Origin of the sequence: Pseudomonas sp. WAC2, assembly GCF_030403525.1 — a bacterium.
Lineage (GTDB): Bacteria > Pseudomonadota > Gammaproteobacteria > Pseudomonadales > Pseudomonadaceae > Chryseomonas > Chryseomonas luteola.
In genome coordinates this window covers 211,527-234,735 of sequence record NZ_JAUEPD010000005.1, presented here as the reverse complement: position 1 = coordinate 234,735, position 23,209 = coordinate 211,527, and the positions used below count along the sequence as shown (strand labels likewise).

The following is a 23,209-nucleotide window of genomic DNA, read 5'->3' as shown; positions in this document are numbered from 1 at the left end:
ACGCCTCGATCAGTTTTGGATTTATGCTGGCCGGCTTTCACTAACCATTCGCACGGCCAACCCTGCCAGTACAGTTCCCATCAGCCACCGCTGAACAGTCAGCCATAAGGGGCGGCCTGCCAGAAACGCTGCAATAGAGCCTGCCGTAAAGGCGATCAATCCGTTCACGGTTACGCTGATCAGAATCTGCGTCGCTCCCAGGAGCAGGGACTGGGTCAACACGCTGCCCTGTGCAGGGGAAATGAACTGCGGCAGCAACGACAGGTAGATTACGGCAATCTTGGGATTGAGCAGGTTGGTCACAAAGCCCATGGCGAAGAGTTTGCGTGGACTGTCCTTGGGTAGGTCCCTGACCTGAAACGGAGACCGTCCGCCGGGTTTCACGGCCTGCCAGGCTAGATATAGCAGATACAGCGCACCGCCTATCCGCAGTGCATCGTAGGCGAAGGGCACCGCCATCAGCAGAGCAGTGATTCCAAGGGCTGCACAAACCATATAGAACGCAAAGCCCAGGGCCACGCCGCCAAGGGAAATCATGCCAGCCGTTCGGCCCTGGCAGATGGAGCGGGAAATCAGATAGACCATGTTTGGTCCGGGTGTCAGCGCCATGCCCAGGGTGATGGCCGCAAAGGCGAGCAGGTGTGAAAGTTCAGGCATGACGACTCCGTTCAAGACATTGTTTCTAGGCTATCTATATATCATCGGAAAACGTTCAATGGATTGAATAATAAGCCAGCAGGAAAGGGCTAAGCTTAGAGCACTCGCTACATACAACAAGAACAAGGTGAAAGGCCCATGAATGCGCAACAACCCTTTCTCTCTCCATTATCTGCCGTCATCGAGGACATCCAGGCGTTTCTCGGTGAGCGGATCGTAACCAGTCTCGCGGAGCGTGAGCAGCATGGTCATGGCGAGTCCTACCATGCGACCCGGATGCCCGATGCCGTCTGCTATGCACATAGCACCGAAGAAGTCTCCCGCATCGTCAAGGTCTGCGCCCACTACGGCGTTCCCATCGTTCCCTTTGGGGGCGGCACCTCGCTGGAAGGGCATGTCTGTGCGCTCAAGGGTGGCATCTGTATAGACCTTAGTCGCATGCAGCGCATCCTGGCGGTTCGCCCGGGCGATCTGGATGCCACGGTTGAAGCCGGAGTGACGCGCCAGCAGCTCAATACCGAACTGCGGGCCACGGGACTGTTCTTTCCCATCGATCCGGGCGGAGAAAGCACCCTGGGCGGCATGGCGGCAACGCGTGCTTCCGGGACCAATGCCGTACGCTACGGGACCATGCGGGAGAATGTCCTGTCGCTGACCGTGGTGTTGGCCGATGGCCAGATCATCAAGACGGCCAACCGTGCCCGCAAGTCCTCGGCGGGTTATGACCTGACGCGACTGTTTGTGGGCTCGGAAGGTACGCTGGGGATCATCACCGAAGTGACCTTGAGGCTCTATGGCATTCCGGAAACCACGTCCGCTGCGGTGTGTACCTTTCCCGATGTAGAGAGCGCTGTAACCTCGGTGGTGACGATCATCCAGTACGGTATTCCTGTCGCCCGGGTCGAGCTGCTGGATGCGCGGACCATCATGGCTGTGAACCGCTATTCAAAGATGACGCTGGATGAGCGGCCCACCTTGTTCTTCGAATTTCACGGCTCACCGGCAGGCGTTGCCGAACAGGTAGAGCTGACCCAATCAATCACCGAGAGCAACGGGGCGCTGAGCTTTGTCGCTGCGGCCGATGCCGACGCGCGTAACGCGCTCTGGAAGGCCCGTCATAATGTGCACTACGCCATGCAGGCCATGCGGCCGAATGGACGGGTATGGAGTACCGACGTGTGCGTGCCTATCTCGCAGCTGACGCCCTGTATTACGGAAACTGAAAAAGACGTGCTGGCCGCCTCGTTCTTTATCGCGATGGTTGGACATGTGGGGGATGGTAATTTTCACCTGGGGCTGGTGGTCGATCCGTCCAGTGAGGCTGAACTGGAGGAGGCCGAAGCGCTCAATGAACGGCTGGTGCGCCGCGCCATCGCCCTGGACGGGACCGCCACGGGCGAGCATGGCGTAGGGTCGGGCAAGATCAAGTTCATGACGCTTGAGCATGGCGCCGCAGTGAACACCATGCGCACCCTTAAAATGGCGCTGGACCCCCAGGGAATTCTCAACCCAGGGAAGGTGCTCCCGGACGCCGATGTCTGACGCCTCGGCAAGCAGGCCCGCCTGGAAATAACAGCGGGCCAGCTTTACATACGTCTTTATAGATCGGATTTTCGTATACCCCCATGAAAGACGCAGGGTGTACTTTCTGGGACAGAACAGGGTCAGGCGAACCCGCCATTGGCGCGGATGACTTGCGCGTTGATCCAGCTGCCTGGAGGGCTTGCCAGAAACGCCACCACCTCGGCGATGTCCTCAGGCGTACCGAGGCGCTCAAGCGGTGTAGCCTGTTCGATCTGCCGGATCTGCTCCTCACTTTTGTCATTGAGAAAGAGCTCGGTTGCCACCGGGCCGGGCGCAACGGCATTAACGGTGATGTCCTGACCGCGCAATTCATTAGCCAATACTCGGACCAGACCTTCAACGCCAGCCTTTGTGGCGATATAGGGGCCGTACGTGGGCAGCGATTTGGCGATCACGCTGCTGGATAGCGCAATGATCCGGCCGCCACGCTCCACTTGCTGCGCCGCCTGGCTCAACACCAGAAACGTGCCGCGCAGGTTGATGGCTATCATCCGGTCAAACGCCTCCAGGTCACCTGCCGAAACAGGAGTATTGGTCATGATACCGGCGCTGTTCACGACTATATCGATCCGTCCGTAGGCTTCCTTGGCCGCCTTGAACAGGGTCTGCACATTTTCCAGAGTGGCAACGTCGCCTCTGACCGCGAGGGCATTACCTCCCAGTGATTCTATTTCAGCCACCAAAGCCTCCGCAGGGCCTCGGCTGTGGGCGTATTGAATGGCAACGGAAAAGCCTGCCTGGGCGAGACGTTTGGCAATGGCATGTCCGATACCACGGGAACCGCCGGTAACAATGGCTGTACGGGATGAATGCGACATGTCCGACTCCTAAAGGCAGGGCCGGAACGTCCAGCCCTTTCATGGCTGTCATTTTTTGCAATTCATTGGCATTGGATAAATGCACAGAACTTGGTAAGACCGTTCAACAGGCACCAACAATGGGCTGAAGTCATGGATAGATTCGAGTCGCTGCGGCTGTTTACCCGTATCGTCGAGTTGGGCAGCTTCACGCAGGCGGCCAATGCCCTAGGCATTCCCCGGGCCACAGCGACTCATGCAGTCAAGGAGCTGGAGAGGCGGCTGGGGACGCGCCTGCTGGAGCGTACAACCCGACAAGTCCGCACAACACTCGATGGTCAGGCCTACTACGAACGGTGCTCCCGCATTCTGGCGGATCTGGAAGAGGCCGAGTCTTCCCTCAGCACCATTGCGGCTAATCCACGCGGCTTGCTTCGCGTCGATCTGCACGGCAGTCATGCCACACGAATCATCCTTCCTCGAATCGCCGAATTCCGGCAGCGTTATCCAGACATTGAGTTATCCATCAGCAGCGGTGATCGGTTGGTGGATCTGGTGCGTGAAGGAATCGATTGTGTGGTACGGGCAGGGCACCCTAGGGACTCAACGCTGGTTGCAAAAAGGCTAGCGCTCATGCCCGAGGTGGTCTGTGCAAGCCCGGGCTACTTTGCCCGCTATGGTGTGCCAAAGCATCCAGATGAGTTGACCCGGCATCAGGTCGTCGGCTTCTTCGCCAGCAGCCACGATATTCGTTACCCCTTCACCTTCCAGGTTGAGGGGCGGGTTATCGAGTACGATCTTGGCGGTTGGATCTCGGTCAACGATGCCGAATGCTATACCCGCGCTGCCCTGAGCGGCTGCGGTTTGATTCAGGTGCCTCGCTTTCGAGTAGAAAAATACCTGAAAGCGGGGCGGCTGAAGGCGGTTCTACAAGAGTTTGCTACGCCGGGCCTGCCGGTTTCATTGCTCTATCCCCAGCACAGGCAGCTATCGCCTCGAGTGAGAGTTTTTGTAGAGTGGCTGACCGATCTGTATAACCAACGCTTTGGCCAAACGGCCTGAGGGATGGATGTCATCTAATGGCTTGCATTGAATGCCAGCCTTGGAAAAAGATTGATCTTGGACTTGAGTTGATACAGGAAATACCTGAGTTTGATAAGACATTCAATTAATTTGAAGAATCCTGATTGCAAGCGTACAGCGTCAAAGATCAGCCTCGAATGCCTGCCACATATGTATTTTCGATATAAAACGGCCGTTCACTGCTATGGCCATAGGTTCTGTACCAAAGACTCTAAAACCACACCTTTCATACAGGGCCTGCGCGGTATCGTTACCCTCTGAAACGGTAAGTTGAACAGCTTGGATACCTTCGTTACCTTTTGCATGGTTTAAAGCCGTCTGGATTAATTCGAATCCGGCACCCTTGCTACGGTGATGCGGCTGAACATACATGCCGAACAGCTTGGCAACATGGCGAACCTTTTCCTGGGTATTTAGTGCCATCCCTATAGCGCCAATCAGAGAAATGTTTTCGAATGCACCAAATACAGCATCTTTTATAAGACGCGATTCCCACCAGGATAAGGGAAGTGCAGCCCGTTCGTTCATGCTGGAGGTAAACGCTTCCGGGTGAGCATCGTAGGCTTCAAGCATTAGCGCTCTATAAGCTGATGCATTGTCTGGAGGGAGACGCTTAATGAGCATAATTTTGTCAGTTAATCAGTTGATTACTGCAATGCTAACAACGAGGGCAATAAAGTACTCCATGTATTTTTAACCTCAGACTTGCAACAGGCAGCAACACAGTCGCTCAAGTGCTCAGCTAGACCCACTTGGTGATGCTTCATCATATGTACATACTCGATTTCTGCCGTTTGCCTTCGCCAAGTAAAGTGCCTTATCGGCTGCTTGAATAAGGTAGCCTGGCCCATGCTCTTCTTGAGTCGGGATAAAGCCATGAACGCCAATACTAATGGTTATATGGGCCGTTGGGCTCCCTGTATGGGCGATTTCAAGTGTTCGAGTTGTCTGCTGGATCTTTTCAGCCACTAACAATGCACCTTTAGTATCGGTCCCTGGCAGTAAGACTGCTAGCTCCTCGCCGCCGTAGCGAAAAGCAGTATCGGCAGGTCGTTGAAGGCACTGCTTCAGTGCATGGCTAACCTTTTGCAAGCATTCATCTCCTGCAAGGTGGCCATAGGTATCGTTGTACCGTTTGAAATAATCGATATCGATAAGAATGAGTGACAACGGGCTTACGCTGCGGAGGGCTCGTTTAAGCTCTTCTTCTAATGAAGCATCAAAATAACGTCGATTTCCAAGTCCCGTTAGACTATCGGAGTGCGCAATTTCGGCAAGTTCTGCATTGGCATTCTGAAGGGCATGTTGTGTTTTCCGAAGTTGTTGTTCAGTTTTTACAACTGCCTGAATCTGTCGATACAACAGAAAGCCGAGACAGCTCAACATAATAATGGCTGCGCCTGTTCCTATGGCGTAGCGGCGGGTATTGGCTGTCCATTCTGCCAGAACAGCCTTTTCAGATAAGGCAGCAAAGGCTATGAGCGGATAATCATTAACATGCCTATACGCATAGATCCGGTTTACATTATCCAAGGGGGAAGCTTTTTGAAGCGTACCAGAGTTAATGCTCTTAATTGAGTTCTTTAAATCTATTTTATTAAGTAAGTTAATGCCAATTAAGGATTCTTTGTAAGGTCTCCGCGCCAACAAAGTGCCATCATCTAATAAAAGCCCAGCGGAACCGCCTTCTTTAATATCAAAGCTATCGTAAAATGACTGAAAGTAAGCCATTGTTATGCTGGCTAAAACGATTCCTGCAAATGTCCCATCTGAATGATTATAGCGACGCGAAATGGTGATAACCCACGTGCCATAGGAGCGGCTGCGTATGGCAGAATCTATATGGGCGCTCTTTTGTGTGTCATGCTGATGAAACTGAAAATATGCGCGATCAGCTACGTTAGCTTTTAACGAGAAAGGGTTGGTGGCAATTATCGGCTGGCCGTATTCATTAGTAATTGTAATGGTCTGCAGCTGATCCAGGTGATTCAAATAAGAGTTGAGCAAAGGCTGAAGCGCTTCGACTTCTCTAGACTGGTTTCCAGTGCTCTCAAGTCGCTCTACAAGTCCGATCAAGAGTGTATCGGCCTCTCCAAAGGTATGCTCTGCATGCTGAGCTAAAGAGCGAGCCAAATTGACCGTATCAATCTGGCCTTCCTTAAACTCATCCTGACGCGTATCCCATATCTGCAGTCCATTGATGGCGATAAGTACCAGTGAGGCGGCAATAATGAGTAAAACGGTAAGCGTAAGAGCGGCGGGGCGTTTACGTACCGATTTTTTAAGGTGCTTATTCACATTCCGTCCTGGGAAATAAGGCTCTCGCCAGAGTCCATTATCAAAGCTTAATCGAGTTAATTAAGCTTTGATATCAAAACGACATCATAGTTCAATCTCTAGCTAAATATGATTAGTTCGTTTTTGGAAAGCGATGAATGGTCTCTTCATGCCTATGGGATATAGAAAAGAAGCTAAAAGGTCAGCTCTTGGAGTTATATAAGGATTTGTTACAAGACTAAGCGTTTTTATAATAAAACTAGAAGAGGTTGTGGCTAAGACGGCAGGTTATATAGGCAAATCAAGTGGATTCTTCGGGAGCTGGTTTGATCTAGTACATACCATCAGTAGCCTATGCCACGCTAGTGCTCACGCTTAAAGCTCACCTCAAGTAAACCCTAATGTAGGTCAGCCTCTTTGCTTTATGTCGCTTTGCGTTGCTCAGGTTGCGCAAGGCGATACTCGCATGGGGAGCATGAACGTTTGCGTTTTCGGTAAGGGCAACAGCGTTTCAGAAAACGCTCATTCGAAACCTTGCACGTTAATGCTTTTCGATATAGATAGTTGTGTCTACTGAATAACGATATGTTGACCGGCTGCGCTGCTGGATGGCATAGGCGTAATCAACAACTTCATGACTCTGCTCTGCAGCAAGGCAAGATGTTGTGTAAGTGTCGTTTCAATAAGGTGACGTATTTCTTCAACGTTAAGTGACAACTCTTCAAAATGGACGAGTCCAATATCACAGAGCATAGATAGCTTGGATGGCGAAAGCACTCTGGCGCATATGAGTCGTATACGGATAGTCAGGATCCAATAGCTAATAGAAAAGCGGCTGCAAAAGCCGCTTTCTTCAAACGGATACTGTGGTGAATCAGGTATAGCGACGCTTCTCAGGCGCTGGCGGGAAGTACTGATACAGCCATGTTTCGCTGAGCGTTCGGTCGTTGGTGCGGATGAACAGACGCATGTCTACCGGGTCGACGCTATCGCTGGTCGGATACCAGTCAAAGATCACACGATATCCTTTGATGTCCGGTATCCAGAGGACGTGGAAGTCTTTCAGCTCACCGCTCGAGACCTTGACGACGGGCTCGATTCCGGTGCCTTGGGGGAGGGTATCCAGGCCACCGCCCACGAAGTCCACCGCAAAGCGGCGGGCCCAGACTTCCGGATAGTGCTCACCCGGCGCCCACCCCTCTACGAAGCCGCCCATGCCGGAGCGCGTCGCATGGACCTGTGCCAGCGGTGTTCTAACCGGCGGCAGCGCGCTCCAGTAGAGCTTGTAGCCATAGCGCAGCTCTTTGCCCGCCGTGATAGGCACCTTGGGATTCCAGCAGGCCACGATGTTATCGAGCGTTTCGCCGGTTGTCGGGATTTCCAGTAGATCAATGCTGCCTTCACCCCATTCCGTAGTGGGCTCGACCCACAGGCTTGGGCGGCGGCTGTACCAGTCCACCGTATCTTGATAGCTGGAAAACTCATGGTCGCTCTGCACGAGACCAAAACCCTTGGGGTTTTTGTCTTCGAACGCATTGAACTGAAGCTTGGCGGGGTTATTCAGCGGACGGCACACCCACTCGCCATTACCGCGCCACATGTAGAGGCGGTCGGAGTCGTGGATCTGCGGGTGGATGGTGTCGCACATGCGGCGCTCATGGGTGCCGCAGCTGAACATGCTCGTCATCGGCGCAATACCCAACTGCTTGATTTCCTTGCGCGCATAGATATTAGCGTCGATTGCCATTACCACCTGCGTGGCGCGGCAGTCGATGTCGAAGCGATATGCACCGGTCGCGCTGGGCGAGTCGAGCAGGGCATAGACTACAAAGCGCGTGCTGTGCGGCTCGGGCGTCTCGAACCAGAATTTAGTGAAGTTCGGGAATTCCTCCACCGTATCCGAGAAGTTATTAATGGCAAGGCCACGGGCTGACAGGCCGTACTGCTTGGTGTCGTCTACCGCACGGAAATAGCTTGCCCCCAGGAACGAGACGATATCGTGCTGCGTCAGCTCAGGTGACTTGAATACCTTGAAGCCGGCGAAGCCCAGGTCGCCCTTGAGTTGTGACTTATCGACGCCGCTGTTCTCGTACTTGAACATCTGAGGCCGGAAATGAATTTCCGTGGCCTGCTTTTTCTTGGGATCAACGCTGTACATGCGGACCGGCTGTTTGAAGCCCATGCCAACATGGAAGAACTGAACATCTAGCTGGCCTTTCAGGTCATGCCAGAGCGACTCGTTGGCATCGTACTGAATGGCGTTGAACTGCTGTGGCGTCATTTTTGCCAGCGTGGGCGGCAACTGCTGGGACGTATCCACATAGGCACTGGCTGCCATCTGCTTGGCCTGATTTTTCAGCAGATCGAACTCGAACGGTTCTACATCCTGGCTGGAGGCGCCAGACAGGGATTGAGCGGCGAATACGGTCGTCGAAGGAAGACCGGTATACGCGGCAAAGGCCAGTGAAGCTTTCAGAAGATCTCTGCGGTGCATACATGAACCTATGTGACTAAGGTGTCGTCAAGCGCTGTGGCAACGGGGCCGGCTCTGTCCGATAACAAAGACCTGTCTCGAATAATCCTCAACGCAGCGGCTGAGGGTAAGAGATGTTTGCGAAGGAGAACAGTTCGATTCTGTTTCGGAAACTGTAAAACACCGCACAAAGCTGTCGATTTGGGTCTGAAATGCCTTTTCAGGGTGTTTCCAAGGGGTGTCTCATCTGTCCCGCTGGGGCAGATGAGACATAGTCCGACACGAATCCTGTCAGGTGCGGCGCAGCAGCATGCGCTCGATGGCGCTCAGCAGCACCCCGTAGAGCGGCAGGAACAGGAGCAGGCTGACGCTGAGCTTGACGGTATAGTCAACCCAGGCAATCTCGACCCAATGCTCGGCCATGAAAGGGTTGTCGCTGTGCCAGAAGGCAATGGAGAAAAAGGCGAAGGTATCAAGCAGGTTGCCCAGTATCGTCGAGGCGGTAGGTGCTATCCACCATTGCTGCAGCTGACGCAGACGATCAAAGACATGGATATCTACCAGCTGGCCCAGCACATAGGCAAAAAAGCTCGCCAATGAGATACGCAGTACAAAGGTATTGAATTGCGCCAGGGCGTCCAGACCGCGGAACGCACCCTCCTGGAACAGCACGGAAAGAATGTACGAAACAACCAGCGCCGGCACCATGACCCGGGCAATGACCTGGCGCGCCGGGCCTTTGCCGAGAATCCGCACCGTCAAGTCAGTGGCCAGGAAGATGAACGGAAAGCTGAACGCGCCCCAGGTTGTATGCCAGCCAAACAGGTTGAGCGGCAGCTGGACGAGGTAGTTACTCGCGATGATGATCAGGATATGAAAGCCAATCAGGCCGGCCAATGCCGAGCGCCTGACGGAAGAGGTCAGTTGCATGATGCATCCTTTTTAATGGAATGGGGTGAGGGAACCCATGAAGTCGATCTGCTCTTGTGAGCAGGGCGCGCATTCTAAGCACAGTGCCGGCTAAAACGTAGCGAAATTCATCGGGCGTTATTGACGCACCCAGGAAAAAGCCCACCAGGCGGTAGGCTTTTCGGTACACAGCGCTTACAGGCGGAACTGCGCGACCTGTTTGTCCAGCGATTGAGCCAGATGCTGAATGCTCGACGCATTGCGCGAGGCGCCTTCAATAGAATGGCTGTTGGTCTCCGCCATCTGCGCGATGCGTTCCACGTTGCGGGCTACATCCTGGCTGGCAGCAGACTGTTCACGCAGCGCCATGGAGATCTGGTCGACCACGGAAATGATGCGATCTGAGCCACTGCGAATCTCGTCGATAGCCTGGCTGGCCGAGTGAGCCAGTTCCACACCCTGGTTCACCTGAGTCACGCCCACGTTCATGCTGCTGACTGCATCCTGAGTGCTCGCCTGGATCTTCTTGATCATGTCGGCGATTTCCTGGGTGGACTTGCCGGTGCGCTGCGCCAGCAGGCGAACTTCGTCTGCAACCACTGCAAAGCCGCGACCCTGGTCACCCGCGCGGGCGGCCTCGATGGCTGCGTTCAGGGCCAACAGATTGGTCTGCTCGGCAATCTCGCTGATCACGTTCACGATAGAGGTGATCTGATCGGCATGGCGGCCCAGCTCGGAAATCTGTTTGGCCGAGTTCTGCACAGTACCGGCGATCTGCGTCATGCTGTCCAGGGTTTGCTTGATGACATTGCCACCTTCGATGGAGCGCTTGCCGGAATCAGTAGAGATGCCGTGGGCCTCGTTCGCGCTGGTGGAAACGTGGCTGATGCTGACAGTAAGTTCTTCCACGGTAGCAGCCATGGAGGATGCCGAGCTCGATTGATCCCGTGCAGCTACAGCCAGATGTTCCGAAGTGTTGGAGATATCGTGAGCGGCTGTCAGAAGCTGCTCGGCACCACCCTTGATCTCGGAAATCATTTCTCGCAGGCGCTGCTGCATGGCGCTGAAGGCCTTGAGCAAGCTGCCAATTTCGTCTTCCCCAGTGCTACTGATCTGAGTGTCCAGGCGGCCAGCGGCAATGGCCTGGGCAACCTGAATGGCATCATTCAGACGGCGCTTGATGGATGCGGAGAGGCTGAAAGCAATGATCAGGGCCGCTACGGCAGCCAGAATTCCACCACCGATAAGCGTCCAGATAGCATTCTGCTCGGCAGACTGCATGGCTTCATTACGCACACCCAGCAGCTTGGACTCATCGTTGCTGAAGTCAGCGATGATCTTGCGCATCTTGTCCATCTTTGCCTTGTCCTGACGGTCGATGATGCGTTGCACCATGTCGTCCATGGAGGAGGCACCTTGTACGACTGCGCGGCGTAGCTGGATGGAACGCTCGATGTCTTCGCTCAGCCACTTCATTTGCGTGGCCTTGAGTTCATCCAGACGGCTTTGCTGGGTCGGGTTATCCGACGTCAGCTTTTTAAGCTTCGTCCAGGTTTGCTCGAACGCTGTTTTCCCAGCGTTGTAAGGTTCCAGAAAGTCGTCCTGACCGCTGAGGGCAAATCCACGCATACCCGTTTCGATGTTGGTCAGACTGATCAACAGGTTGTTAGCCCCATCAATGGTCTGATAAGTATGGATGTTCCACTTGACCGAATTATCGACCTCGGTAAAGCCGTGGCGGGCTACATACACCAGGATGCAGATGATCGCGATGATAAGCCCAAAGCCTGCACCAAGCTTTTTGGCAATACTTAAATTGGACAACATGGGACGCGCTCCGATAGGAGAAGGCAGTAAAGGTTTCACCTGCTCTGTATCGGTAAAAAAAAGAAATATCTTTAGGCTGGACGCACCCTGCGGATAGCGATAAGACGACGGCCGCTCTAGCGCGGCTATCTAAAGTGCTCCGTTGGTAAGAGGAGCGCTTTGAGCTTTGCGGGCCTTATGAAAGGAGGATTCCCAGCTGCTCTTCACAGCGCTTGAGCGAGCGCGCCTGGGTATCAGCATACAGGGCCAGCTCGTCCAGTACCGACGCGCCCAGTGCCTGCTCGAAACGGTCCTTACTGGACGCCTTGGTATACTGCGTCTGAGCCTGATCGCCCAGGTTGGACTGGAAAATACCGGCCGCGCTGACCGGCAGAAAGTCCTCATATACCAGCGGTTCATAGTGGATATAGCCTGCCTGGATCAGGGCATCCAGATCTCCTGCCCCATCCTGGGTAACCGCATCGTCCTTGTCGGTGACGAAGTAACGAAAATAGGCCAGCCCCTGTTTTCTCAAAGCCTCATAGCTGTCCGGCAGCTCGGCGAATATGTCAGTCAGCGCCTGCATGTAAGCCTGTGCGTTGCTCTCGCTGGGAGCCTGGGTGCGGGCAATGGTCAGGAGCTTGTCGTACAGTGCGCGGCCCTTGGGCGTCAATGCAACACCACGCTGCTCGATCTCGCCAAAGCGGGCTGTGTGACTGCCGGTAACGGCATTGCCCTGTTCATCGATGAAGGTCACCTTTTCCTGCAATGCCTTGAAGCTCGTCTGGCGAAGCAGAACAGGGCAGCGGCGGGGCGGCGGTCCTTCGATGACAGCCTTGGGCGTAATCCCTCGTGACGGCATGCCTTGCTGGATGGCATCGATATCCAGAGTTCGGGGCGTCAGGTGATTGATGTGCGGCCCCTTGAACGCCACGATATCGGCAATCAGACGATGCTGGTCGTGCAGCTGCTGATACACCTCGGCGCTGACTGTGGCCTCGCCGTGCCAACGGAAGGTTTCCAGGGCTTCACGCACGAAGGCATCGGCGTCGCTTGCGCTCAGCCCGCCTTCGGTCTCGCAGCGGGCGATTAGCTCCAGCACACGTGACGTAAAGATGATGCGCTGCGCCAGAATCGCTGCGGCTTTCTGTTTGAGTGCTTCGTCCTCGATCAGCTCCAGACGGAGCAGAGAGGTAAAAACGCGAAAGGGGCTTTTTTGCAGCGAAGTCTCGTGGACGGCCCGAAACGCGGTGGAGTGCACCGGCACGCCTGCTTCGGAAAGATCGTAATAACCCACCGGATACATGCCCATGACTGCGAACAGGCGCCGCAGCGTAGCCAGCTCCTGCGCCGTACCTACGCGGATAGCCCCATGGCGCTCCTGGTCCAGCCGCTCGATTTCACCCGTCTGGCGCAGCTGCTCTGCCAAGGTCGGATTGTTTGCCAGCGTACGCTGATTGATATCGCTCACCAGCTCCAGCAATGTCCCATACAAGGGCACTTCGGCCTTGTACATATCGGACATGGCTCGGGAGAACCGGGCGCGAATCTCATCGGGATCGACAAAAGCCTGCGTCGTCATGGCAAACCGCTCCTTAGATGGGCCGGATTATGGAGGTATCAGTCCATTCTGCTGGCCGCTTTCCTGCCTTACAAATGACAAAAATTCACCCGTTCATTCATAAAGGGAATCAGACAAACCGCTCAGTCGTGCCGCTTCTCACTGTCCATGTGAGCCAATTGAGCGGCGGGATAGCGTTCTCCTGCCGCGGCGTTGGCGGGAATGGCCTGCTCGATTCTGGTCAGCTCCTCGGCGGCTAGCATGATATCCAGTGCACCCAGCGACTCATGCAAACGTTCACGGGTACGTGCGCCTACCAGCGGGACAATATCTTCACCGCGCGCCAGCACCCAGGCGATTGCCATCTGTGCCGCGGTAACCCCTTTCTCTTGAGCAATGACTTTGAGCGTGTCGGCCAGCTTGAGGTTGGCGTCCAGATTGCTACCCTGAAAACGCGGGCTGATGGCGCGAAAGTCCTGCTCACCTGCGCGGTCTTTTGACCAGTGGCCACTGATAAGGCCACGTGAGAGCACGCCATAGGCCGTGATCCCGATGCCAAGTTCACGGCAGGTAGGCAGGATGTCCGCTTCGATTCCGCGTGAAATCAGTGAGTATTCGATTTGCAGATCAGCGATAGGGGTAACGGCCGCGGCCCGGCGGATCGTATCGGCCCCGACTTCGGAGAGACCGACATGGCGCACATAGCCTGCCTTGACCATTTCGGCGATGGCGCCCACGGTATCTTCGATAGGAACGTCTGGATCGAGGCGGGCAATACGGTAAATATCCACATGATCCGTATTTAGGCGTTTGAGCGTGTACGCCAGGAAATTCCGGATAGCCTTGGGGCGGCCGTCGTAACCCATCCAAGCCCCGTCTGGCCCTCGCAGGGCACCGAACTTTACGCTGATCGTTACTGCCTCCCGGCGATCCCTGAGCGCTTCGGCAATCAACAGCTCGTTATGGCCCATGCCGTAGAAATCACCGGTGTCGAGCAGGTTGACGCCCGCTTCCAGCGCCGCGTGGATCGTGGCAATACTTTCTGTACGGTCTGCCGGACCATACAGGTCTGACATGCCCATACATCCTAGTCCGAGCGCTGATACCTGGGGGCCGGTCTTGCCGAGCGTGCGTGTAAGCATGGCGAAAGCTCCTAAAAGAAGACGTTCACCATAGACCGGTCCCTGGCAGCATCTACGCCCTGGGAGCGCAGCATTAACTTGGCTAATCGCTCACTCAGTGATGAGCGGCTTCTTCCTCGACTCGTGCCGCACGCTCTGAAGAACGTACGGTCGGTGTAGCGGCCACTTTGTCATCCAGCTCTTCCAGCTTGAATTCGACGTCTCTGAGTTGCGTACTGATGGCCACCAGCTGATCTTCCAGCAGGCGCGCGCGGCCTAGCGTTTCTCTGATGATCTTGAAGGAGGGAATTCCTACAACGACGATAAGAATCAGGGCGATGATCGAGGCGATGCTCATGGGTGGTGTCCTTTTATCGGCAGTCATCAAACTGCGGCATTCCATTACCAAGGGCTTTCCCGCATGAGTCTAGGAAAGTATGGCGAGTCGATACCGCGTCTGGTCTCGGCTACGCTTTTAGACGCGCGCCGATCCGTAGTCGAGGGCGAGATGATGCTCTATTGCCATCAACTCCCGCTGTGACAGTGCAAAGGGTGTTTTGATCCTCAATGCAACCGCGTTCGCAGACAAAAGGTCGCCGTCGCGGTATGGATTCGTGTGGAAAAACAGGTTCGGGCTGCGTGTCAGACGCGCTGGCGGAAGGTCTGGTGGTGGAACCACAACAGCGGCCTGCAAGTCACACGCCGCAGGCGTCCCGATACTCTGCAGGCGGCTGGCGCCGTTGATCTGCCAAAAGGAAAAACAATGACTCCATCCCTAAAGAAACTGATAACCCTGGGGCTGCTCATGGCGCCTCTGGGTGCCTTCGCTCAACCCGGCGCGTTGACTGAGGTAGGCATCGACAGTGGCCGCTTGAAAGGCAGCCAGTCGGGCGATGTCATCTCCTTCAAAGGCATTCCCTTTGCGGCCCCGCCGGTGGGTGAGAACCGGTGGCGTGCGCCTCAGCGTGTGAAGCCCTGGCGCGGAGTGCGTGAGGCGACTGCCTATGGCGCAGACTGCATGCAAAAACCGATGGCCAGCGATGCAGCTCCCTTGGGCGTAGAGCCCTCCGAGGACTGCCTGTACCTCAACGTCTGGCGTCCGGCGCAGGAGACGGCAAACCGCAAGGCCACACTGCCGGTTGTCGTCTGGATCTATGGCGGTGGCTACGTCAATGGCGGTGCTTCGCCGTTAGTCTATGACGGCAGCGCTTTTGCCCGCGATGGCGTGGTCTTTGTCAGTTTCAACTACCGGATCGGCCGCTTCGGCTTTTTCGCACATCCCGCGCTGACGGCTGCAAAAGAAGGTCCGCTGGGCAACTATGGCTACATGGATCAGATCGCTGCGCTGCAATGGGTGAAGCGCAACATCCGTCAGTTCGGCGGTGACCCAAGCAACGTTACCGTCATGGGTGAGTCTGCTGGCGGCGGCTCGGTGCTCAATATCACCACCACGCCACTGACGCGGGGGCTGTTTGACCGTGCCATCGTCATGTCAGGGGGCGGACGTTCCTTGATGGGTGAGCTGCATGAGATCAGCCGTGACTTGCCCGGGAATCCCTCCGCCGAGACCATCGGCAAGAATTTCGCCCGCAGTGTTGGTGTTGAAGGCACTGGTCCCGAGGCATTGAAGGCGCTGCGTGAATTGCCGGCCAGCCGTGTGCTGGGCGACCTGAACATGATGACCATGGGCAGCAATGCCTCTACTTACGTGGGCGGACCGGTACTCGACGGGCGGGTCGTGGTGGGTACACCGGAACAGGTCTACAGCGCCGGTCAGGAAAACAAGGTGCCCATGCTGATCGGTTCGACCAGCGCCGATCTTGGCTTTAATACGGCCAAGACAATGGAAGAGCTGTTCGCACCGTTTGGGCGTGAAGCAGAGCGGGCCCGTCAGTTATACGACCCGGAAAATACAGGCGATGTGCTGGCGGTAGGGGCCGCAGTTGCTATGGACCGGATGATGACCGAGCCGGCTCGTTTCGTTGCCAGCAAGATCTCCCAGCATGATCGCCAGGCATTTCTTTATCGCTTCTCCTACGTCGCCGATTCGCTGCGCAGTGAGACCAAAGGGGCGCAGCATGCCAGCGAAATTCCCTATTTCTTCAAAACGCTGGAAGCGCGATATGGCGACAAGGTAACGGACAAGGATCAGGACATGGCCAGCGATGCTCACGCCATCTTTGTCAACTTCATCAAGACGGGTAATCCCAACGGTACACATGTGGCGCGCTGGCTACCGTTCAACCGTGAGGGCAATCTGGTTATGGATTTCACGGCCGATAAAGGTCTGGTTCTTAAAGAGGACCCCTGGAAAGAGCGCCTCGACCTGATCGAGAAAACTCAGCACGCCAAACCGTAAGCTATTCGTCGAGCCGGTCCTTGCCGGCTCGACATGCCTGTTTTCCCTGTTTTTCTCTCTCTGGCAACCCGTCCGCCATCACACTTCGCAGATTGACAATCCTGCCAATTCTTCTCATAGTTTTGCCACGCAAACGTTTGCGCCATAACAAAGACAACAATGGAGTGCACCATGAACGCATCCCGCCCTATGCGGCTTCTCGCTGCTGCTGTTCTGTTTTCCACCACTTCCGCTTTTCTGCCCTTGTCCGCGGCTTATGCTCAGGATGCGGATAAACCCAAGGTCGCGCTGGTGATGAAGTCTCTCGCCAACGAGTTCTTCCGCACCATGGAAGACGGTGCCAAGGGGTATCAGAAAGAGCATTCTGACCAGTTCGATCTGATCTCCAACGGCATCAAGGACGAAACCGATACGTCCAGTCAGATTCGTATTGTTGAGCAGATGATCGTGTCCCAGGTCGATGCCATCGTCATCGCACCGGCAGATTCCAAGGCGTTGGTGCCCGTCATCAAGAAAGCCATGGATGCAGGCATCAAGGTCGTAAACATCGACAACCGTCTGGATCAGGACGTACTCAAGAGCAAGCAGCTTGATGTGCCCTTCGTAGGCCCGGATAACCGCAAGGGTGCCCGTCTGGTAGGTGAGTACCTGGCCAAGCAGCTCAAGGCCGGTGACGAAGTTGGCATCATCGAGGGCGTTTCCACTACCTTCAATGCCCAGCAGCGCACCGCTGGCTTCAAGGACGCTATGGAAGCGGCCAACATGAAGATTGTAGGTGTCCAGTCCGGCTCCTGGGAGATCGACAAGGGCAACGCCGTGGCCTCTGCCATGATGAACGAACATCCCAATCTGAAGGCGCTGCTGGCTGGTAATGACAGCATGGCCCTGGGCGCTGTTTCTGCCGTTCGCGCTGCGGGCAAGAAGGGCGAAGTGCTGGTGGTAGGTTATGACAACATCAATGCCATCAAGCCCATGCTCAAGGACGGCCGCGTTCTGGCTACGGCTGACCAGTACGCCAGCAAGCAGGCGGTCTTTGGTATCGACGCTGCGCTCAAGCTGGTCAAGGGTGAGTCCACCGGCGCTGTCGATGGCGTGATCGAAACGCCTGTCGAGCTGGTAACCAAGCCGTAATCCATCTTTACCCGCCGGGCTTGGGCGCGGAGTCGATCATGTTCGGCTCTGCACCGGAGTCTTGCGGGGCACCTGAGTTTTAAAGGAGACCGTCATGTCGGGCAGGCCAGTCCTTTCCATTACCGGCATCGGCAAGACCTATGCGCAACCCGTTCTGGGAGAAGTCAGCCTTGAGCTGTATCCCGGCGAGGTGTTGGCGCTGACAGGTGAGAACGGCGCCGGCAAGAGTACGTTGTCCAAGATCATCGCGGGGCTGACTCCGCCCACGACCGGACAGATGACCTTTCTCGATCAGCCCTACACCCCCGGTAGCCGCACCGAGGCCGAGCGCCTGGGCGTGCGCATGGTCATGCAGGAGCTCAACCTGCTGCCGACCCTGACCGTTGCCGAAAACCTGTTTCTCGATAACCTGCCCAGCCGGGGCGGATGGATTTCCCGCGGGAGGCTGCGCGAGCAGGCACGGCTGGCCATGGCGCAGGTCGGGCTGGATGCCATCGATCCGGATACCCTGGTCTCTGACCTGGGGGTCGGCCACCAGCAGATGGTCGAGATCGCCCGTAATCTGATCGGTGACTGCCGCATCCTGATTCTCGACGAGCCTACCGCCATGCTGACGGCGCGCGAAGTCGACCTGTTGTTCGAGCAGATCGAGCGCCTGCAGGCCCGTGGTGTCGCCATCGTCTACATCTCCCACCGCCTGGAAGAACTCAAGCGCATCTCCCAGCGGATCGCGGTTCTACGCGATGGCCGGTTGGTCGCCGCCGAGTCCATCAGCCGTTACAACACCGATCAGCTGGTAGCGCTGATGGTGGGACGTGAGCTGGGTGAGCATATTGACCTGGGCGAGCGCCACATTGGCGCGCCGATACTGAAAGTGGACAAGCTGAGCCGTGCCAGCAAGGTCTGCGATGTCTCATTCGAGGTTCGCGCTGGAGAGATTCTTGGTATTTCCGGCTTGATCGGCGCGGGTCGTACCGAATTGCTGCGGCTCATCTACGGCGCTGACCGCGCCGACAGCGGGCGTGTTTTTGTGGGTAATCCGCTGCGTGAAGTCAACATCAGCTCGCCAGCCGAGGCGGTACGCAATGGCATCGCCCTGATCACCGAAGATCGCAAGGGGGAGGGGCTGTTACTCACCCATTCCATCTGCGCGAATCTGGCGCTGGGCAATATGCCTGCCGTTGCCAAGCGCGGCGTGGTTCAGTCTGCGTCCGAACTTGCGTTGGCAGAGCGGCAGATCAAGGCCATGCGCATTCGCAGTTCCAGCCCTCATCAGCCGGTGGGTGAGCTTTCCGGCGGTAATCAGCAGAAGGTCGTGATCGGCCGCTGGCTGGAGCGTGATTGTCAGGTGCTGTTGTTCGATGAGCCTACCCGCGGCATCGACATCGGCGCCAAGTTCGATATCTACGGCTTGCTGGGCGAGCTGACCCGGCAGGGTAAGGGGCTCGTTGTCGTGTCCAGTGACCTGCGTGAGCTGATGTTGATCTGCGACCGGATCGCCGTGCTGTCCGCCGGCCGTCTCATGGAAACCTTTGACCGTAACGATTGGAGCCAGGATCGCCTCCTGGCCGCCGCCTTTGCCGGATACAGCAGCCGTGAAGCGATGCTGGGCGAAGCGGTTTCTCCCATACAGGAACTCTCCGTATGAACACTACCGTAACTCCGGCCGCGCCCAAGCGCAGCAGCAGTGTGTCCGGCCTGGGCACCTACCTGGGACTGGCCGGTGCCTTGCTGGCCATGATCGTGCTGTTCTCCGCCATGAGCAGCCATTTCCTGTCCTATAACACCTTCACCACCCTGGCCAACCAGATTCCGGACCTGATGGTGCTGTCGGTGGGCATGACGCTGATCCTCATCATCGGTGGGATCGACTTGTCCGTAGGCTCGGTGCTGGCACTGGCGGCCTCGGTCGTTAGCGTGGCTACGCTCAACTGGGGGTGGGGCATTTTCCCAGCAGCGGCCTTGGGCATGGTCTGCGCAGCCTTGGCAGGAACCGTAACGGGCACTGTTACCGTGGCGTGGCGTATTCCATCCTTTATCGTTTCCCTGGGTGTGTTGGAAATGGCACGGGGACTGGCTTATCAGCTGACCGATTCGCGGACTGCTTATATCGGTGATGCCTATGGCTGGCTGTCTACACCTTTCGCCTTTGGTATTTCGCCGTCCTTTATCATCGCGCTGCTGGTGATTGCCGTTGCCCATGCCTTGCTGACGCGCAGCGTGTTTGGCCGCTATCTCGTCGCCATCGGCACCAACGAAGAAGCAGTGCGCCTGGCGGGTATCAACCCCAAGCCCTACAAAATCCTGGTTTTTGCTCTGATGGGCCTGCTGGCAGGGTTGGCCGCGTTGTTTCAGGTATCCCGTCTGGAAGCGGCTGACCCCAACGCCGGCGCCGGGCTTGAATTGCAGGTCATCGCGGCGGTAGTGATCGGCGGAACGAGCCTCATGGGTGGACGCGGTTCGGTCATCAGCACGTTCTTTGGCGTGCTGATCATTTCCGTGCTGGCCGCCGGGCTTGCACAGATTGGCGCCAGCGAGCCGACCAAACGCATCATTACCGGTGCGGTGATCGTGGTGGCCGTGGTGCTGGACACCTACCGCAGCCATCGCGCCAAGCGCCGAGGCTAACCATGGCGACCATCAAGGACGTCGCGGCACTGGCCGGTATCTCCTATACCACCGTATCGCACGTGCTCAATGGTACTCGCCCGGTCAGCGCGGAAGTACGCACCAAGGTCGAGGCGGCCATCGACCAGCTGTGTTACGTTCCCAGCGGCGTGGCCCGCTCGCTCAAGGCCAAGGCCACCAGCACAATCGGGCTGCTCGTGCCCAATGGCAGCAACCCGTACTTTGCGGAGCTGGCGCGGGGTATCGAGGATCACTGCGAGCGTAACGGCTACAGCGTCATCCTCTGCAACTCCGATGACAATAACGACAAGCAGCGCCGTTACCTGCGTGTGCTGCTGGAACGTCGTATCGACGGCCTGATCGTGGCCACTGTGGGCGGCGATGGTGAGTTCGCCCAAGCCCTGGCCGCAGTCAAGGTGCCGATGGTGCTGGTTGATCGCCCGCTGGAAGGCGTGGAAGCCGATCTGGTGCAGATCGACCATGAAGAGGGCGGCTATCTGGCGACGAGGCACCTGTTGGAATTGGGTCATCGGCGTATCGCCTGCCTGGGCGGGCCTGCCGAAACGCTGGTCGCCCAGGAACGCCTGGCTGGTTATTGCCGTGCGATGAAGGAAGCCGGGCAGACGATACAGCCTGCGTGGCTGCTCAATACCGAGTTTACCAGCGCCGCCGGTTATACCGCTGCCACACACTTGTTGGAAAAGAATGCGCCCACGGCCATTTTTGCCGGGAACGATATGATCGGAATCGGTATCCTGCGCGCCGCCGCCGAGCGCGGCCTGCGCGTTCCGCAGGAGCTTTCCATCGTAGGTTTCGACGACATTGCCGTGAGCCGCTACCTTTATCCGGCATTGACCACGGTGGGGCAGTCCATCCTGCAACTGGGCGAGCGCGCCGCCGGACAGCTGCTGGCCCGGCTCGGGCAGCGGCACCGGCCCACACCCGAACATACCGTGGTGGCGCCTACCCTGGTGGTACGCGAGTCCACTGCGTCTATCGAATTGAACGAGAGTCCATAAGATGCAAGCAAAAATAGTGATCGTGGGGAGTCTGAATATGGACCTGGTCGTACGGACCCCACGCGTGCCGGTAGGCGGTGAGACCCTGGCGGGCCGCAGCTTCGTGACGGCGCCTGGTGGCAAGGGTGCCAATCAGGCAGTGGCCTGTGCCCGTTTGGGTGCCCAGGTCACCATGATCGGCTGCGTAGGCCGTGACGCCTACGGCGAGCAGCTGCGCAGTGGATTGGAAGCCGAAGGCATCGAGTGCTCCACGGTCGAATCCGTAGAGGGTGTACCGACCGGTATCGCCTCCATTCTGGTTGATGACAATGGGCAGAATTGCATCGTGATCGTGGCAGGGAGCAATGGCGAGCTGTCGCCCGAGCACCTGACCCGCCACGACGCCGCATTGCAGGCTGCCGATGTGGTCATCGCCCAGCTGGAAGTGTCGGTCGCTACGGTCGAAAAGACATTGACCCGCGCTCGCGAACTGGGAAAGACGGTCATTCTCAATCCAGCACCAGCCGTAGGCCCGCTGCCTGCTCATTGGTATGGTCATGTGGATTACCTGGTTCCAAACGAGAGCGAGGCCGGCCTTCTGACCGGTATTGAGGTCAACTCGCTGGAAACAGCCGCCCAGGCTGCCCAACAACTGCTCGACGCAGGTGCCAAGCGTATCCTGCTGACGATGGGCTCACAGGGCGTGCTGTATAAGGATACCGAACGGCAGCAGCACTTCCCGGCGCAGGTTGTCCAGGCGGTGGATACCACGGCGGCCGGAGACACCTTTGTTGGCGGATTTGCTGCTGCCCTGGGTGAAGGTCTTCCATTGGAAGAGGCCGTTCGTTTGGGCCAGCAGGCGGCTGCGCTGTCCGTCACCCGTGCCGGAGCGCAACCCTCCATTCCCTATCGCCGCGAATTGAACATCTGAGAGCGCCCATGAAAAAGACTCCTTTGCTTAACAGTGCGCTATCCCGCGTGATTGCCAGCCTTGGTCATGGTGATGTGATCGTGATCGGTGATGCCGGTATGCCCGTACCTCCCGGCGTGGAGTGTATCGATCTCGCCGTGACTCACGGCGTGCCTGACTTCGCTACTACGCTGCGCGTCATCGTGAGTGAAATGCAGGTCGAGGCCCATGTCCTCGCCGAGGAGACCGTTGTCCAGCATCCGCCTGCATTGGCTGAAATTCAGCGGTTAAGCGCCGCGGGCGAGTTAGGCAAGCGCCAGCTGGTAAGTCATGAGGATCTCAAGGCGCTATGTAAAAAGGCGCGCGTTCAGGTCCGCACCGGCGAATGCCAGCCCTATACCAATATTGCATTGATTGCTGGCGTCACCTTCTGATGACACCGGCAGGGCACGCTCACTGAGGCAGTCTATCCAGTGAGCGTGGCTCATGGATGAGGCAGCCATTGAACTGTCCCCTGAACCCGGATGACATCTCGTAGACCGGCTTGCGTGAACGCATCACACCACCAATGGGGCGGTGTGCTGCCAGGCCATGCCAGGGTGAGAACGCCATGCTGTCGTCTACTTCCCTGGCGCGGGCCTCGGTCCAGGCGGGCTGCGGATCGACTTCGATCCGGGCTACGGTGATATAGGAGGGTTTTTCTCCTTTGGCCACTGTGCTGATGCTCCCTCTCTGCATCGGTAACCAGCTGAACCCGCACCTCCCATACGCCACCCAGATGAATCGAGCGGCAGGGGCGAATCGGAAGGGGTCACCATGGTAAGTCCTCAGCTCATCAGGGTGCGTTATATGGCATCGTTGTTATGGCGTGCGCACTGGCCACAAGCCTGCCTGACTCTGGACAGGTCCTGTTGT

Annotated in this window: 19 protein-coding genes and 1 pseudogene; 9 read left to right on the top strand and 11 right to left on the bottom strand. The window is 56.8% G+C overall.

Going from position 1 to position 23,209, the window contains the following annotated elements; genetic code table 11:
* Positions 1–21 precede the first annotated feature (21 nt).
* Positions 22–657: a LysE family translocator gene (locus QWJ10_RS12865; protein ID WP_019366006.1), complete on the bottom strand. Its 636-nt coding sequence runs from the start codon at positions 655–657 to the stop codon at positions 22–24.
* A 138-nt stretch (positions 658–795) separates the two neighbouring features.
* Here QWJ10_RS12865 and QWJ10_RS12860 point away from each other — a divergent pair, with 138 nt between their 5' ends.
* Complete coding sequence (locus QWJ10_RS12860) at positions 796–2,199, top strand: FAD-linked oxidase C-terminal domain-containing protein (protein ID WP_289926875.1); 1,404 nt, start codon at positions 796–798, stop codon at positions 2,197–2,199.
* A 122-nt stretch (positions 2,200–2,321) separates the two neighbouring features.
* On the opposite strand, the gene QWJ10_RS12855 is transcribed toward QWJ10_RS12860, so the two are convergent.
* Positions 2,322–3,059: an SDR family oxidoreductase gene (locus tag QWJ10_RS12855; RefSeq protein WP_289926872.1), complete on the bottom strand. Its 738-nt coding sequence runs from the start codon at positions 3,057–3,059 to the stop codon at positions 2,322–2,324.
* A gap of 132 nt (positions 3,060–3,191) precedes the next feature.
* On the opposite strand from QWJ10_RS12855, the gene QWJ10_RS12850 reads away from it, so the two are divergent.
* Positions 3,192–4,100 carry a LysR family transcriptional regulator gene (locus QWJ10_RS12850; protein WP_289926869.1) on the top strand — a complete coding sequence of 303 codons (909 nt, stop codon included), beginning with the start codon at positions 3,192–3,194 and terminating at the stop codon, positions 4,098–4,100.
* A gap of 141 nt (positions 4,101–4,241) precedes the next feature.
* Here QWJ10_RS12850 and QWJ10_RS12845 read toward each other — a convergent pair whose 3' ends face one another.
* The 8 genes from QWJ10_RS12845 to QWJ10_RS12810 all read right to left on the bottom strand — a co-directional run bounded on the left by QWJ10_RS12845 (position 4,242) and on the right by QWJ10_RS12810 (position 14,626).
* The gene (locus tag QWJ10_RS12845) at positions 4,242–4,745 is read right to left on the bottom strand and encodes a GNAT family N-acetyltransferase (protein WP_289926868.1); all 504 of its coding nucleotides are present in this window, start codon (positions 4,743–4,745) and stop codon (positions 4,242–4,244) included.
* Positions 4,746–4,859: 114 nt separating this feature from the next.
* On the bottom strand, positions 4,860–6,419 hold the full coding sequence (locus QWJ10_RS12840) for a GGDEF domain-containing protein (RefSeq protein WP_289926866.1): 1,560 nt from the start codon (positions 6,417–6,419) through the stop codon (positions 4,860–4,862).
* 853 nt (positions 6,420–7,272) lie between these two features.
* Complete coding sequence (locus QWJ10_RS12835; protein WP_019365999.1) at positions 7,273–8,892, bottom strand: glucan biosynthesis protein D; 1,620 nt, start codon at positions 8,890–8,892, stop codon at positions 7,273–7,275.
* Between the two features lie 270 nt (positions 8,893–9,162).
* A complete protein-coding gene (locus QWJ10_RS12830; protein WP_019365998.1) occupies positions 9,163–9,801 on the bottom strand; it encodes a 7-cyano-7-deazaguanine/7-aminomethyl-7-deazaguanine transporter in 639 nt (212 codons plus the stop codon).
* A 174-nt stretch (positions 9,802–9,975) separates the two neighbouring features.
* Entirely contained in the window at positions 9,976–11,607 is a 1,632-nt protein-coding gene (locus QWJ10_RS12825; protein ID WP_289926863.1) for a methyl-accepting chemotaxis protein, read from the bottom strand.
* Positions 11,608–11,782: 175 nt separating this feature from the next.
* Positions 11,783–13,168 (bottom strand): VOC family protein, encoded by a 1,386-nt coding sequence (locus QWJ10_RS12820; RefSeq protein ID WP_289926861.1) that lies wholly within the window; start codon positions 13,166–13,168, stop codon positions 11,783–11,785.
* A gap of 122 nt (positions 13,169–13,290) precedes the next feature.
* Positions 13,291–14,289 (bottom strand): aldo/keto reductase, encoded by a 999-nt coding sequence (locus QWJ10_RS12815; RefSeq protein ID WP_019365995.1) that lies wholly within the window; start codon positions 14,287–14,289, stop codon positions 13,291–13,293.
* A 94-nt stretch (positions 14,290–14,383) separates the two neighbouring features.
* On the bottom strand, positions 14,384–14,626 hold the full coding sequence (locus QWJ10_RS12810; RefSeq protein WP_125887509.1) for a hypothetical protein: 243 nt from the start codon (positions 14,624–14,626) through the stop codon (positions 14,384–14,386).
* A gap of 405 nt (positions 14,627–15,031) precedes the next feature.
* On the opposite strand from QWJ10_RS12810, the gene QWJ10_RS12805 reads away from it, so the two are divergent.
* The 7 genes from QWJ10_RS12805 (at position 15,032) to rbsD (ending at position 22,728) form a co-directional block, all read left to right on the top strand.
* Positions 15,032–16,627 (top strand): carboxylesterase family protein, encoded by a 1,596-nt coding sequence (locus QWJ10_RS12805; RefSeq protein WP_289926855.1) that lies wholly within the window; start codon positions 15,032–15,034, stop codon positions 16,625–16,627.
* Positions 16,628–16,798: 171 nt separating this feature from the next.
* On the top strand, positions 16,799–17,758 hold the full coding sequence (locus tag QWJ10_RS12800) for a sugar ABC transporter substrate-binding protein (protein WP_019365991.1): 960 nt from the start codon (positions 16,799–16,801) through the stop codon (positions 17,756–17,758).
* A 94-nt stretch (positions 17,759–17,852) separates the two neighbouring features.
* Positions 17,853–19,406, top strand: coding sequence for a sugar ABC transporter ATP-binding protein (locus QWJ10_RS12795; RefSeq protein WP_289926852.1), 1,554 nt, complete (start codon positions 17,853–17,855; stop codon positions 19,404–19,406).
* Positions 19,403–20,386: an ABC transporter permease gene (locus tag QWJ10_RS12790; protein WP_150346650.1), complete on the top strand. Its 984-nt coding sequence runs from the start codon at positions 19,403–19,405 to the stop codon at positions 20,384–20,386. The genes QWJ10_RS12795 and QWJ10_RS12790 overlap by 4 nt, the downstream gene beginning before the upstream one ends.
* Positions 20,387–20,388: 2 nt before the next feature.
* Positions 20,389–21,405, top strand: a complete 1,017-nt coding sequence (locus QWJ10_RS12785; protein ID WP_289926848.1) for a LacI family DNA-binding transcriptional regulator — start codon at positions 20,389–20,391, stop codon at positions 21,403–21,405.
* 1 nt (position 21,406) lies between these two features.
* Positions 21,407–22,315: a ribokinase gene (rbsK, locus tag QWJ10_RS12780; RefSeq protein ID WP_026003976.1), complete on the top strand. Its 909-nt coding sequence runs from the start codon at positions 21,407–21,409 to the stop codon at positions 22,313–22,315.
* Between the two features lie 8 nt (positions 22,316–22,323).
* On the top strand, positions 22,324–22,728 hold the full coding sequence (gene rbsD, locus QWJ10_RS12775; RefSeq protein WP_010795711.1) for a D-ribose pyranase: 405 nt from the start codon (positions 22,324–22,326) through the stop codon (positions 22,726–22,728).
* 19 nt (positions 22,729–22,747) lie between these two features.
* Here rbsD and QWJ10_RS12770 read toward each other — a convergent pair.
* Positions 22,748–23,060: pseudogene (locus tag QWJ10_RS12770) on the bottom strand (catalase); the annotation flags it as partial.
* Between the last annotated feature and the right edge of the window lie 149 nt (positions 23,061–23,209).